15 protein-coding genes are annotated in these 13316 nt (G+C 36.2%); all 15 read left to right on the top strand.

Features of this window, described 5'->3' with window-relative positions:
- Positions 1-36: 36 nt before the first annotated feature.
- The 15 genes from ACFP65_RS11950 to ACFP65_RS11880 all read left to right on the top strand — a co-directional run bounded on the left by ACFP65_RS11950 (position 37) and on the right by ACFP65_RS11880 (position 13085).
- The gene (locus ACFP65_RS11950; RefSeq protein ID WP_379918903.1) at positions 37-240 is read left to right on the top strand and encodes a flagellar FlbD family protein; all 204 of its coding nucleotides are present in this window, start codon (positions 37-39) and stop codon (positions 238-240) included.
- The gene (locus ACFP65_RS11945; RefSeq protein ID WP_379918901.1) at positions 237-1037 is read left to right on the top strand and encodes a motility protein A; all 801 of its coding nucleotides are present in this window, start codon (positions 237-239) and stop codon (positions 1035-1037) included. Before ACFP65_RS11950 ends, ACFP65_RS11945 begins: the two co-directional genes overlap by 4 nt.
- A gap of 21 nt (positions 1038-1058) precedes the next feature.
- Entirely contained in the window at positions 1059-1868 is an 810-nt protein-coding gene (locus tag ACFP65_RS11940; RefSeq protein ID WP_379918899.1) for a flagellar motor protein MotB, read from the top strand.
- On the top strand, positions 1837-2328 hold the full coding sequence (locus tag ACFP65_RS11935; protein ID WP_379918897.1) for a flagellar basal body-associated FliL family protein: 492 nt from the start codon (positions 1837-1839) through the stop codon (positions 2326-2328). The genes ACFP65_RS11940 and ACFP65_RS11935 overlap by 32 nt, the downstream gene beginning before the upstream one ends.
- A gap of 33 nt (positions 2329-2361) precedes the next feature.
- The gene (locus tag ACFP65_RS11930; RefSeq protein ID WP_379918895.1) at positions 2362-2748 is read left to right on the top strand and encodes a FliO/MopB family protein; all 387 of its coding nucleotides are present in this window, start codon (positions 2362-2364) and stop codon (positions 2746-2748) included.
- A 15-nt stretch (positions 2749-2763) separates the two neighbouring features.
- Positions 2764-3429, top strand: coding sequence for a flagellar type III secretion system pore protein FliP (gene fliP, locus ACFP65_RS11925; protein ID WP_379918893.1), 666 nt, complete (start codon positions 2764-2766; stop codon positions 3427-3429).
- Positions 3430-3456: 27 nt separating this feature from the next.
- Complete coding sequence (gene fliQ, locus ACFP65_RS11920; RefSeq protein ID WP_379918891.1) at positions 3457-3720, top strand: flagellar biosynthesis protein FliQ; 264 nt, start codon at positions 3457-3459, stop codon at positions 3718-3720.
- A 6-nt stretch (positions 3721-3726) separates the two neighbouring features.
- Positions 3727-4485, top strand: a complete 759-nt coding sequence (gene fliR / locus ACFP65_RS11915; RefSeq protein WP_379918889.1) for a flagellar biosynthetic protein FliR — start codon at positions 3727-3729, stop codon at positions 4483-4485.
- A 34-nt stretch (positions 4486-4519) separates the two neighbouring features.
- Positions 4520-5587, top strand: coding sequence for a flagellar biosynthesis protein FlhB (gene flhB, locus ACFP65_RS11910; protein ID WP_379918887.1), 1068 nt, complete (start codon positions 4520-4522; stop codon positions 5585-5587).
- A 23-nt stretch (positions 5588-5610) separates the two neighbouring features.
- Positions 5611-7695, top strand: a complete 2085-nt coding sequence (gene flhA / locus ACFP65_RS11905; protein ID WP_379918885.1) for a flagellar biosynthesis protein FlhA — start codon at positions 5611-5613, stop codon at positions 7693-7695.
- A gap of 27 nt (positions 7696-7722) precedes the next feature.
- On the top strand, positions 7723-8439 hold the full coding sequence (locus ACFP65_RS11900) for a sigma-70 family RNA polymerase sigma factor (RefSeq protein ID WP_379918883.1): 717 nt from the start codon (positions 7723-7725) through the stop codon (positions 8437-8439).
- Entirely contained in the window at positions 8432-9199 is a 768-nt protein-coding gene (locus ACFP65_RS11895) for a flagellar hook-basal body complex protein (RefSeq protein WP_379918881.1), read from the top strand. Before ACFP65_RS11900 ends, ACFP65_RS11895 begins: the two co-directional genes overlap by 8 nt.
- A gap of 10 nt (positions 9200-9209) precedes the next feature.
- Positions 9210-9995 carry a flagellar hook-basal body protein gene (locus ACFP65_RS11890; RefSeq protein ID WP_379918880.1) on the top strand — a complete coding sequence of 262 codons (786 nt, stop codon included), beginning with the start codon at positions 9210-9212 and terminating at the stop codon, positions 9993-9995.
- 36 nt (positions 9996-10031) lie between these two features.
- On the top strand, positions 10032-10748 hold the full coding sequence (ftsE, locus tag ACFP65_RS11885; protein WP_379918878.1) for a cell division ATP-binding protein FtsE: 717 nt from the start codon (positions 10032-10034) through the stop codon (positions 10746-10748).
- A gap of 534 nt (positions 10749-11282) precedes the next feature.
- Positions 11283-13085, top strand: a complete 1803-nt coding sequence (locus tag ACFP65_RS11880) for an EAL domain-containing protein (RefSeq protein WP_379918876.1) — start codon at positions 11283-11285, stop codon at positions 13083-13085.
- Positions 13086-13316 lie beyond the last annotated feature (231 nt).

Genomic DNA, 13316 nt, shown 5'->3' with positions numbered 1-13316 from the left:
TAACACTTAACTAAGCCTGTAGAAAGAAGGTACCTTATGATTTTATTGAAGTCTCTGATCGGCAAAGAGTTTTATTTAAATTCTGATTTGATATACAAGATTGAACGCGAATACGACACACTCATTACATTAACAGATCAAAAAACTTTATGGGTTCAAGAGTCTCCAGAGCTAGTTAAGAATAAAATTATAGAGTATAAAAAACAGATTTACAACCAGTCACTGGAGGTACAAGAATGAAAAGAAGTTTATTACCCATTATTGGAATGATTGTAGGTATAGGTTTAATCTTATATGCTATGTCATCTAGTGGATCATTGATGCGATTTTTCGATGCACCGTCACTCATTATTACTTTATTTGGATCTTTCTGTGCATTACTGATTAGTTTTCCAATTGATACGATGAAAAAAGTACCTGGTTTAATGAAAAAATTACTAATGACACCAGATAACGATCGTATAGCGTTGATTGATAAAATCATCGAAATTACAAAAAAATCTAGAGTAGAAGGTATTTTGGCAATTGAAGCGGATATTAAAGAAATACAATATCCCCTGCTTAAGTACGGTTTAGAAATGGTGGTTGATGGTTCAGACGAAGACACCATCAGAGAATTATTAACGGTTCAACTTGAACAAACAGAAGAACGACACTCAGTTGGTCACGAAGTGTTCTTAAAATGGGGAGAATATGCTCCTGCTTTCGGGATGATTGGTACATTAGTTGGCCTTATCGCTATGCTAGGAGATCTTCAAGATCCTTCTATGATTGGTGCTGGAATGGCTACAGCTCTATTGACTACCTTCTACGGTAGTTTTATGGCGAATATTGTATTCTTACCGATAGCTAAGAACTTGCAAATGCAAACCTCGATAGAGTTGAAAACAAATGAAATGATTCTAGAAGGAATTATGTCTCTTCAAAAGGGTGAGAATCCTAGGGTCATCGAACAAAAACTACAAAGCTTTATTTCAATGAAAGACCTTAAAAAAGTTGAAGAGGTTGAAGCACCTGTAGCAGTTCCGGAAAGATAATGAGTTTAAAAGAGGGATTAAATGGCTAGAAAAGTAAAAAAACCAAGTGGAGGAGGAGGCGCTCCTGCTTGGATGACAACCTATTCCGATCTAATGTCTTTATTACTGACCTTCTTTATTTTGCTTTTTTCAATGTCTGCTGTTAGTGAAGAAAAATTCAAGGAAGTAGCAGAATCACTGAGAATGGCTCTAGCAGGTAGCTCAAACGATTCTATTCTGGAAAGTGATGGTCGTTCGATTACGGATTTAAATAATGTGGATATCGAACAAGCCGACATAGCTGATCTTCCAGCACCAGATGTTGAAGCAACAAGTGACCCAAATGCCATACCGCTAGAAGTACAGGAACTTTACGAAACGGCTAATGAGTATATGTTGGAGCAAGGCATTGAGTCAGATCTAACTATATCTAGAGATGCTGATGGTGTCTATATTGATATTCAAGAGTCGATTCTATTTACATCTGGGAGTTCCAATATAACAACGTCTGGTGAAGAAACACTGACGACATTATCGGGGCTGTTCGATTTATTTGATAATAGTATGATTATAGAAGGCTATACCGATGACGTTCCGATGAATTCAGCACAGTTCCCAAGTAACTGGGAACTATCTACTGGACGAGCAGTGTCCGTATTAAGGTATTTAAGTGAAGAAAGTGGACTGACTCCAAGTCGCCTTTCAGCGAAAGGTTACGGAGAATATGCGCCTGTAGTTCCAAACGATTCAGCAGAGAATAGAGCGTTGAATCGTCGAGTAAATATTATTATCATGCACAAGGATAGAAAGGAAGTAGACAGTGGCAGAGAACCAAACGACACAAACGAATAGTAAAAATAAAGGTGGTAAAAGCAAAATCATCATTATTATACTAGTCACTGTTGTTCTAGCGTTAGCTGGAGTAGTAGGCTTTATAATATTAAAAGATTCAGAAAACATTCCAATCATTAGCAATTTAATGAAAGAGCCTGAACCAGTAGAAGTACAGGTTCCACTTGAGGAATTTTTGATTAATGTTGAAGATGGTAGTGGTCGAAATACCGCTATGGTTAAATTAGAAGTATCCGTCAGTAGTTTTGCTGATAATGCAGAAGTACTGATCAATCAGGATATAGCAAAAGTACGAGACTCAGTGATTTACGTCGTTTCAAATGAGAGTATTGACTCTCTTTTAGAAAGAGAAGATGACTCATTTGTTTTAAAGAGAGATATTAAAGAACGTATTAATCAGTCCTTTGGTAGTGACTTGATCGATAATGTTTATATCACCAATATACTGACTCAAAATTAAGAAGAGTTTTGTGAAACAGAGAAGGGGAATGAAATGCTAGAACTTGGACAATTTTTTCAAATGGTTGTCGCTTTAATATTTATCATTGTACTTGCAAATTACTTGTTGAAGAAACTGAATAAGATCAATCAAGTGAGAAGCAAGGCAATCAAAATCATTGAGCGCGTACCTGTGTCAAAGAATTCCTCACTCTGTATCGTTCAAGTGGGTTCTCAATATTTCTTAATGAGTTTCAGCGATCATAGTAGTGAAGTTATTAAAGAATTTACGCAAGAAGAAAAAGAAGATATACAGCAAAGAATTTTTCAACAGAAGACTGCAATTACAGAAGTATCTGATACAAAGAAGTTCTCGGGAAATTTGAAAGAGTTGTTAGAACAGCTCAAATCGAAGTACAATGATTCTTTTAACAAGGATTAAGAAAGGATTGAATAGATGATTGATAATTTAGTAGAAATAGTTTCAAATACGGGTGATTCTTCAGAAGTCATCGATTTGTACCTGCTTCTAGTAATCGTAGCATTAATTCCATCCTTTTTAGTCCTGACGACAAGTTTCACGAGAACAATTATTGTCTTGTCTTTTACTAGAAACGCATTAGGAACACAACAAACTCCTCCGAATCAGGTATTAGTCGGATTAGCCTTGTTCTTATCCTTGTTCGTAATGAGACCCGTTTATCAAGAAGTGAATGATGTTGCGTTAACTCCTATGATGGAAGGCGAGCTGACTCGGGAAGAAGCTTTTTATGAGGCAGAAGTACCGATAAAGAATTTTATGCTTGATCAGACTAGAACGAGCGACTTGGAATTGTTCGTTGAATTGTCGGGTGATGATTACCCGGAAACACCCCAAGATCTTCCATTAACAACCATTATCCCAGCGTTCTCAATTAGTGAATTAAGAACAGCATTCACAATTGGATTTTTAATTTTCATTCCATTTCTAGTGATTGATGTTGTTGTCGCCAGTATTTTAATGTCGATGGGGATGTTTATGTTGTCTCCAGTAATGATTTCTCTACCATTTAAATTGTTACTGTTTGTAATGGTGGATGGATGGTATCTAGTGGTTGAATCACTGATTAGCAGTTTCTATTAATTATCTGACGAGGAAAGGACCGTTTAAATGACAACACAAAATGTTTTAGATGTATTGCAGGATGCCTTTCTGGTCATGCTGCGAGTGGGCGCACCAGTATTGATTATTGCACTTGTCATCGGTCTGGTTGTCAGTATACTTCAGGCTACTACTCAAATTCAGGAACAAACCTTAAGCTTCGTTCCTAAATTATTCGCTATTTTATTGACGTTAGTTCTTTTAGGAACATTTATGCTAAATACATTGATGGCTTTTACCGAGCGTATGTTTGATATCATAGCAGGATTGTGATCGACTATGATAGAAGAAGTTCAACATTTTTTATTAATTCTAATTCGAATATCTACTTTTATGACCTTGAGCCCTGGATTCTCAAATTCGGCTTTTCCAAACGTTTCAAAGTTAGGGCTATCTTTTGCCTTAACCTTTACCGTGATGAGCGTCATTGATCCTATTACAGTGCCTTTTACATTAGGAATGTTTTTATTCATTGGTGTAAAAGAACTTTTTATTGGAATGGCTTTAGGGTATATAACCGTTTTATTCTTTACAGCTGTCGATATTGCCGGGACGCTAGTAGACTTTCAAGTTGGGTTTTCAATGGGGCAACTCTATGACCCTTCACTTGGTGTAAGTGCATCAAACTTCGGAAGAATTTATTACTGGATCTCAATTGGGATATTCTTTATCTCAAACATCCATCACTATGTTATAAGAAGTCTTGTACAATCATTTGACTATGTACCGCTTGACCAGACTTCTTTTACTCAGTTTGGAGTAGAAGGAATGGTTAAAATTTTTGGACATGTCTTTGAAGTGGCAATTAATCTAGCCATTCCGTTTGTCATTGTTGCACTATTATCTGAGTTAACCCTTGCTCTGATTTCAAGAACGGTTCCTCAAGTAAACGTACTCGTTTTAGGCATACCTATGAAGATTCTTTTAAGCCTGGTATTTATGTTTTTTTTCTTACCTATGCTAATAGAAAACATTTCTGGCGTATTTCCTGAAATGATTCAATACATGAATGAATTTATTCAATCCTTATCCAGTTAAAAACTGATCCAAGATACAAAAGAGGTGAAGAGCTGTGTCAGAAAAAGATGGTAAAACAGAAAAACCCACCCCAAAAAAGCTGAGGGATGCCAGAAAAAAAGGACAAGTACCTAAAAGTCAGGATCTATCTTCTGCTTTATCCTTTGGTAGTTTTGCACTAGCTTTTACAGCGTTATCTACCTATGTATTTCAGCGCTCTTTTGTATTTTTACATAATATGCTTCATATTGGATTCAACGTAGAAAATATTCAAAACGAATTAGGAAACATTGGATTGAAAGCTATGCTTTATTTTCTAGTATTGTCAGCTCCTTTTCTAATCATTGCCTTTCTGACCGGTGTGATTGGAAATCTAGTTCAAGTTGGATTTATGTTTACAGCTGAACCCATGAAGCCTAGTCTCAAGAAATTGAATCCTATTTCAGGATTCAAAAACATTTTCGGAAAAAAAGCAGCATTTGGATTAATCAAAAACTTAGTTAAATTATTTATTGTCATTGGATTTACCTTATTGACCCTTCAGGATTCAGCCAATATGATTATGAATGCCGGTCGGATAGGGACTCCTAGAATTTTCACCTTTATGATTAGTATGGTATCTAGGTTAGCCTTTGTACTCGCTATTTTTTTAGCAGTATTAGGAGTAGGGGATTATCTCTTCCAACGGTATACGCATAAAAAAGAACTCATGATGTCTATGCAAGAAATCAAGGATGAATTCAAGGATATGGAAGGTGATCCTCAGGTCAAAGCGCAGCGTAAAGCAAGGTATCGTGAACTATTGAGTGGAAAGATCAGTGATGTTGATGAAGCAACTGTTGTGATTACAAACCCAACTCACTTTGCCATTGCCATCCGCTATGATCAAACAAAAGATGATGTGCCTATTGTTTTAGCGAAAGGGCAAGATATTATGGCTCAGCGAATGAAAGAACGTGCTAAAGAACATGAAGTACCTATGATTGAAAACAGACCGCTTGCTCGAGCATTATATAAAGATGTTGAGCCGGGGGATCCCGTTCCAATGGAATTATATCAAGCAATAGCGGAAATACTTGCTTTGATTTTCCAAGCAGAGAAGCTTAAAAAAAATAAAATTTAACCGTAAAGAATAGGAGAATTGTGATGAATCAAACGTCAGCAACGAGAAAAGATGGTATAGGCAATTATTTGAATATTTTCATAGCATTCGTTGTTGTTTCCATTATAGGAATCATTATGATACCTATGCCAACCTTTATAATGGATCTACTGTTAGTAGTGAATATTTCGTTGGCCATCACAATACTCGTGCTAACATTATTCACGCATTCCGTCTTGGATTTTTTGAGTTTCCCGACGTTGTTGTTAGTTACAACTATGTTCAGGCTAGGGCTTAATATCAGTTCAACCCGATTGATATTGAGTGAAGGGAATGCAGGACAAGTTATTGATACCTTTGCTAATTTCGTTGCTGGTAACAACTACATTGTTGGTGCAATATTATTCATTATCATTGTGCTTGTGCAAGTACTGGTTGTAACCAACGGTGCAAGCCGAGTGGCTGAAGTATCTGCACGATTTACTCTAGACGCGATGCCGGGTAAGCAAATGGCCATTGATGCAGATTTGAACTCTGGGCTTATAGACGAAGGACAGGCAAAAACTAGAAGAACCAATTTAGAAAGAGAAGCAAACTTTTACGGTGCGATGGATGGAGCTAGTAAGTTTGTTAAAGGGGATGCCATTGCCGGTATCGTCATTACAATCATAAATTTAATCGGTGGAATTTTAATCCATGCTATGCAAGGAAATTATACAATTATTGAAGCAGTTGAGCAGTTCGGTAAGCTAACAATTGGGGATGGATTAGTCAGTCAGATACCTTCTCTATTAATTTCAGTTGCTTCAGGTATCCTCGTAACTAGAACGTCCAACCAAAAGGGTTTCGGAGATACGATTGGTAGAGAGTTATTTAACGTTCCTCAAGTTATGTACATTGTTTCTGCTTTAATGGTGGCATTTGCCATCATTCCCGGTTTTCCAGTATTTCCATTCCTTGTGCTTTCAGTAGCTTTAGGTGTAACAGGATATTTGGTTAACGAAGGTCAGAAAAACGATGCAGAAGACCTTGTTAAGCAGCAACAAATGGTCGAAAGTGAACAGCCAGCCGTCCGCGAGGAAGATTCGGTATCCAGTTTCCAAGTGGATAGAATCTCTATTGAGATTGGATATGGCTTAATTCCTTTAGCAAACGAAGATCAGGAATCCAATTTGACGAATCAGATTGCTGCTGTTCGAAAGCAGTTATCATTTGAAAAAGGGATTTTGCTGAACCCTATTAGAATAAGAGATAATCTGCAAATGGGACAAAACGAATATGTTATTAAAATCAAGGGCAATGAGATAGCAGCCGGCGAACTGTACACAGATCGTTTCCTTGTTGTAGAACCCGGTGGCGCAGATGAGTCATTTGATTTTGAAGGTATTCCAGCCATTGAACCAGCATTTGGATTGGATGCACTTTGGGTAACAGATAAGAACAAAGAATTAGCTGAATTACATGACTTTACGGTCGTAGATCCATTGACTGTCTTGATTACGCATTTAAAAGAAGTTATTAAAAAGAATGCACATGAGTTACTTGGAAGACAAGAAGTTAAAGAGCTGCTTGAGGGAATCAAAGATCAATACAATGTGGTTATAGATGAGTTAATACCAGATATCCTTCAATTAGGAGATGTTCAAAAAGTCTTGCAAAATCTTTTACAAGAAGACGTTGCGATTACCGATCTAGTCACAATATTAGAAACGCTAGCAGACTATGGCCAGACAACTAAAGATCATGAAACATTAACGGAATACGTTAGACAGTCACTTAGAAGAACGGTCATCAAACCTTACCTTGATGAGCAAGGAACATTAAATATATTAACGGTTCATCCTGAAACAGAAGAAATTTTAAGTACAAGCGTTCAAAAGTCATCTGCGGGATCAATACCTGTACTTCAACCGCAGATGGTGACCAAGTTATTTGATAGTATCAACCAACAACATACCGTTTTGAATGCTCAAGGCGTTCCACATGTTCTGCTGACTGCACCTAAAATCAGACCAGCTATGAAGAACTTGATCGCATTTAATTTCCCGGAATTGTCTGTCATTTCTTTGAATGAAGTTCCAAATGACTGTGCACTAGAAACCGTTGGAATGGTTGAGATTCAAAATTAAAGCATGAAGAAGAAAGGAAGAAGTCAGTTGAAAGTAGAAGATCGTAATCAGACAGTTATCCAGTATATGCCACTTGTTCATAAGGTCGTTCATACCATCAATATTAAAAACCGGGATTATGATCATGAAGATATGGTCAACATTGGCGTAATCGGCCTCATGGATGCTCTGGATCGCTATGATGAAACCCAGAAAGTTCCTTTTGAAAATTATGCTTATATTCGAATCAAAGGTGCTATAATTGATGAGATCAGAAAAACTTCACGAGTTCCTCGCTCGAGAATGGCCAAATTAAATACGTATTATAAGGCTAAAGAAGAACTTGAATTGGAACTGAAAAGAAATGCGACTGAAATAGAGGTTTGTCAGAAACTAGGTTTGACTAAAAAAGAATTAGAAGGCATCCATGATACAGTTCATCAGTTAGCTTACGTCTCTCTAGACGAAGTGATCAATGTAGATTCCGATAATGAAGTAACTATTTTAGATGCACTAGATGATGATAATGCCCCTTCTTTAGATGAATCCATTCTAAAAAAAGAGCAGTCTGTTTACCTAACCAAAGCCGTAGAACGCTTGACTGAGCGGGAAAAGCAAATGCTTCAAATGATTTATGTAGAACGGTTATCTATGAAAGAAGTTGCTTATATATTTGATATCAGCATACCAAGAGTATCTCAAATTCACGGTAAGACCTTACTTAAGTTAAGAGAAAATCTGGAGAGTGATTACGCTAATGATTAGAGGCATTGATACTTTATCAAAGAATTTTAACGTTTTATCAGAAAAGCAAAAAAATCTGGCTACAAATACAGCGAACGTAACAACACCTGGTTTCAAATCTCAAAACCTTGTGACGAGTACAACTGAAGCTGTTGATGTACATAATTATACTAGAGGACCTGAATTGAACTTGCGAAGAGAAACAGGGCAAATCATTTTTGGTAACCAATTAGACGAGGCTTACCGCAATTTGGATAGTGGCGCTCTTCAAGGGACGAACAATCAGACAGACGTGGCGTTGGATGGAGAAGGGTATTTTACTGTTCAGGGTCCTGGTGGAGAATTGTTTTATACTCGAAATGGTAACTTTTCAGTAAATGATCAGAATCAACTGGTTACACAAGAAGGATACACTGTATTAGGGATTCAAAATGGTGGGGGAACGGAACCTATCACTGTTAGCAATGAGAACTTTACTATCGATCAAAATGGGTTTGTTATTTCTGGACAAAATGCACCTCAATTTCTTTATATTACAAGTTTTCAAGACCAGTCAGACCTTACAAGTGTAGGCGATACTTTGTTCCAAGGAGAAAATGGTGTCCCAATTGGGAATGGATTCACGACCATGCAAGGGTATGTTGAACAATCAAATGTTGATATGGTTGATGTAATGAGTGATATGATGCAGATTTCAAGAGAATTTGAAGCAAATCAAAAAATCTTGCGAACAATGGATGAAACACTCAGACGAGCGACTCAAGAAGTCGGAAAGGCGTAAGGGGGAAAGTATGAATATTCCATATAGTATTAGTAAAAGTGGGCTTAAAGCCCAGCAAGTTAAATTAGATACAGTATCGCATAATATAGCGAACTCAAATACAGTTGGTTATAAACAGAAGACCGTTAGTTTCAGGGAATTACTTGTCAATGATATTACTGCCGTTGATGTCCCAACTTCTGGAAATGTCCAGAACATGGGTTTGAATAGGGGCGTACAAAGTACTGCGACTGGAACAGATTTCTCAAGAGGTTCTTTAGTCGAAACAGGAAGTAACTTATCTATGTCAATCAATGGAGACGGCTTCTTCAGTGTTGCAGGAGAAAACGGAGAAAGAATTTTAACTAGAGATGGACAATTCACTTTAGATGAAAATAAAACAATCGTGAATGGTAGAGGTCAGATTGTCGAAGTGAACTTAACGGTTCCAACAGAAGCTTGGCCAGAAGGAACTTTTCAAATTAGTAGTACGGGCGAAATCCTCATACAAGATGGCAATCAGGGACTAACATCGGTCGGAACGATTCCACTATATAATGTAGACAATCCGCAAGCCTTGATCCCAGATGGTGGGAATGGTTTTAGAATTGCTCCTGGTCTAGAAGGTTCTGTAATGAATTCTATAGAAAACCCAGCAGCTTTTGGCTCAATTCAATCCGGATTCGTTGAGGGTTCAAATGTAGATTTAGCGCAATCTTTTACAGATATGATGATGACACAAAGAGCCTATTCATTAAATGCTCAAGTTACCAGAAGTACAGATGAGATGTTTTCGTTGATCAACCAGTTCAGTTGATATCGTTATGGATGAGATAAAGGTCATGGTGAGAAAATGATTTTATTGGATAAGATTTCAAAACAGTACAAAGATGGTACCAAAGCTCTTCAAAATGTTTCCATAGAAGTGGAGCCTGGAGAATTTGTTTATCTTAGAGGTAAGAATGGTTCAGGTAAAAGTACATTACTTAAGATTCTTTTTGGTCAAGAAAAAGTCAGCAGAGGACGAGTTTCTGTTTCAGGATATGATGTCACTTTGATGAAAAATAATCGAATTCATGAATTAAGACGAAAAATGGGATTTGTTTTTCAGGATTTTCAATTACTTCAATACAAAACTGTTTACGAAAATATTGCTTATGTACTCGAAGTTACCGATCATCCAGTTGACGAAATAAGACATAGGGTAGTTGAGGCACTTGAAACAGTTGGATTAAAACATAAAGTGTTTGATTATCCTAGTAATTGCTCAGGTGGAGAACAGCAAAGAATTGCTATTGCAAGAGCAATCGTTCACAATCCTACAATTTTGCTAGCAGATGAACCAACGGGCAATTTAGATCCGCACACTGCATACGGAATTCTCAAATTGCTACATAAAATCAATCAAAGTGGGACTACTGTGATAATGGCAACCCATGATCAATCCTTTCTTGACAAAATCCCTTCTAGAATTATTGAATTAGATAATGGTTTTGTATCAAAGGATAGAAGTAAAAACCATACGATGTTATTACTCAGTAGCCGAATGGGTGAACAATATGTGATCTGATGAAGAGCGTAAAGATACTTTAATCTTTACGCTCTTTAGCATATAATAGACACAATTTTGTATGATAACTGTATTTTCTTTCAAGTTAAAAATGTTATACTATCTTTCTTGAGGGGAATTCTTATAATGTTAAGTGGATAATTATAAAACTCTTCTATTAATATTTAGAGTGATATTACCGATAGTATAAGGTGTAATAGACTTTAGGAGGGTGGTATGTCAAAGACAGTAAAACAGTCCACTAAAAGATCGTTTATCTTAGGTATCGTCCATCATTAATAGATAAATTTAGTTTATCGTATACATAGTGGCTTAATCGCCTTGATTTTGTTGCCATTTTTCTTAAGAATTATCATTTTGTATAAAATGGCTAAACTAAAACAACGATGACTACACGATTCTTTATAATTGTTAATGGATTCATATATCTTAATACTGTTAATGATTAATTAGTTAATCTTAGAGCTCATGATTATATGATGAGTGAATATGCTTTTTGAACAGTTAGAAAGTTGTAGGGGAGTATGAAGTATAATGTATATATTATTCATGGGTTTCAAAGATTTCTTCTCTGGCGGGACAGCCTATTATAGTGTGCTTATCTTTTTTGGGATACTATCGGTGAGTGTATTATGGCATTTCAGAGGAAAACTGAATGAGAAGAAACAAGAAATTGTTGATCTAACAAAAGAAAAAACAGATTTTGAAGAAGTATTCAATAATGATGTTGCGTTCGTTTGGGAAATTGATAAAAACAAACAAAATCTGCATACTTCTAAAATCGTTTGTAAAGTCATCAACTTTAGTGAATCAGACTATCCAAGGTTGCTGAAAAACTGGAAAGAAAGAATACACAAAGAAGATCTTCCAGAGTTCTTGAATTATGTCAATTCTTTGGAAGAGAAAAAAGGAAAGCCTCATGTTTTCCGTATTTATAATGGCCAAGAAAATATAATGTGGCTTGAGACGTTTGTGAATGTCGTTTACGATGATTCAGGTGAAATAAAGAAATTTATTGGAACGGCAATAAATGTAACGGAAAGAAAATTAGAAGAAGAACGGTTACGCGAAACAAGCTATTATGATCGTTTAACTAAACTTCCTAATAGAAAAATGTTTTACAAAACTTTCAATGAAAAAGCAAACCTTCAATCTTCTGAGAACGAAATGTCGGTAATTTTACTCGATATTGATCGGTTCAAAGTTATTAATGAACTCCATGGTCGAGAACTTGGAGATCAAGTACTCGTGGTTGTAGCAGAAAAGTTGCGAGAATTACTGGGTGAAGATGTATTTATCGCTAGAGAGAGCGAAGATGAATTCATTCTTTTACTGGAAGAAGCTAGTGAGAAGAAAACAAAACTTGTTGCAGAAAAAATCATCAATATGCTTAAAAAACCAGTTATTATACAAGATCAATTGTTTTATGTTTCTATCAGTATGGGTATCAGCCGCTATCCAGAAACTGCTCAAGACGTACTGGCATTATACCAACAAGCAGAGATTGCGATGTATAAAGTGAAAGATAAAGGAAAAAACAACTATCATGTATTTATGACGGATGATGCAGCACTAATCGAAAGAAAAAGAAGAATTGAATTTGGTTTAAAAGAGGCACTGGCTCGTAATGAACTCTATCTAGTCTATCAACCTAAGGTTAGTTTAAGTACTGGTGAGACTTATGGTACAGAAGCTTTGATTCGCTGGAAACATCCACTATTGGGGAATGTTCCCCCCAGTGAGTTCATTCCAATCGCTGAAGAGTCCGGTATCATCAATGAGATTGGTTATTGGGTAGTGTTTGAAGCGATTAGACAAAATAAAATTTGGCATAACGAAGGTATCTTTATAGATGTAGCTGTCAATGTTTCTGCACTTCAATACAGAGATCCATTCTTTGTAGAAAGAGTAAGGCAGACTTTGCTACACCATGATTTAGATCCGAAATACTTGATTGTTGAAATTACAGAAAGTGTTATGCAAGATGTGGAACATTCAAACAAGGTCATCAAAGAACTACATGATTTAGGTGTGAAAGTTGCCATTGATGATTTTGGAACAGGTTACTCATCCCTGAGTGTTTTAAATAATGTATTTATAGACATCGTTAAGATCGATAAATCATTTATCGACGGTATCATGACAACAGTAAATACTGCTTCACTTGTAAAAACAATGATTCAAATGGGTAAAAGTCTCAGATTTCATATCGTAGCAGAAGGAATTGAATCGGAAGATCAAGCCGACTTTCTGAAAGAAAATGAGTGCTCTTATGGACAAGGATATTTGTTCAGTAAACCATTACATCCTGATGAAGTGCCAGCCAATATTGCTTAAGTGAGCTCTACCGTAATACCAAAGATTTTTAATCTTGGAATTACGGTAGAGTTTTTTTGATAGTAAATATGACAGTAAATAGTTTGAAATTCACAAATTAGACTCAATCAATTGATAGGACTATTTTATCACTACATTAACTGCCTTAGCGTTATACGGATCAATGTTAGTATATTAACATCTACACTAGATGCCTTGTCACTGTGAGCTTATTAACTGTGCATTTAAACT

This window comes from Marinilactibacillus sp. GCM10026970, assembly GCF_042660675.1.
Taxonomy (GTDB): domain Bacteria; phylum Bacillota; class Bacilli; order Lactobacillales; family Carnobacteriaceae_A; genus Marinilactibacillus.
The sequence above is the reverse complement of the archived record's forward strand: the minus strand, read 5'-3'. Positions and strand labels throughout refer to the sequence as shown.

Bases quoted from the DNA above. Each gene is read 5' to 3' on its own strand.
- ACFP65_RS11895 (WP_379918881.1), top strand. From the start codon at position 8,432: ATGATTAGAGGCATTGATACTTTATCAAAGAATTTTAACGTTTTATCA.
- fliP (WP_379918893.1), top strand. From the start codon at position 2,764: ATGATTGATAATTTAGTAGAAATAGTTTCAAATACGGGTGATTCTTCA.
- ACFP65_RS11890 (WP_379918880.1), top strand. From the start codon at position 9,210: ATGAATATTCCATATAGTATTAGTAAAAGTGGGCTTAAAGCCCAGCAA.
- flhA (WP_379918885.1), top strand. From the start codon at position 5,611: ATGAATCAAACGTCAGCAACGAGAAAAGATGGTATAGGCAATTATTTG.
- ACFP65_RS11880 (WP_379918876.1), top strand. From the start codon at position 11,283: ATGTATATATTATTCATGGGTTTCAAAGATTTCTTCTCTGGCGGGACA.
- ACFP65_RS11930 (WP_379918895.1), top strand. From the start codon at position 2,362: ATGCTAGAACTTGGACAATTTTTTCAAATGGTTGTCGCTTTAATATTT.
- fliR (WP_379918889.1), top strand. From the start codon at position 3,727: ATGATAGAAGAAGTTCAACATTTTTTATTAATTCTAATTCGAATATCT.
- fliQ (WP_379918891.1), top strand. From the start codon at position 3,457: ATGACAACACAAAATGTTTTAGATGTATTGCAGGATGCCTTTCTGGTC.
- ACFP65_RS11940 (WP_379918899.1), top strand. From the start codon at position 1,059: ATGGCTAGAAAAGTAAAAAAACCAAGTGGAGGAGGAGGCGCTCCTGCT.
- ACFP65_RS11950 (WP_379918903.1), top strand. From the start codon at position 37: ATGATTTTATTGAAGTCTCTGATCGGCAAAGAGTTTTATTTAAATTCT.
- ftsE (WP_379918878.1), top strand. From the start codon at position 10,032: ATGATTTTATTGGATAAGATTTCAAAACAGTACAAAGATGGTACCAAA.
- ACFP65_RS11945 (WP_379918901.1), top strand. From the start codon at position 237: ATGAAAAGAAGTTTATTACCCATTATTGGAATGATTGTAGGTATAGGT.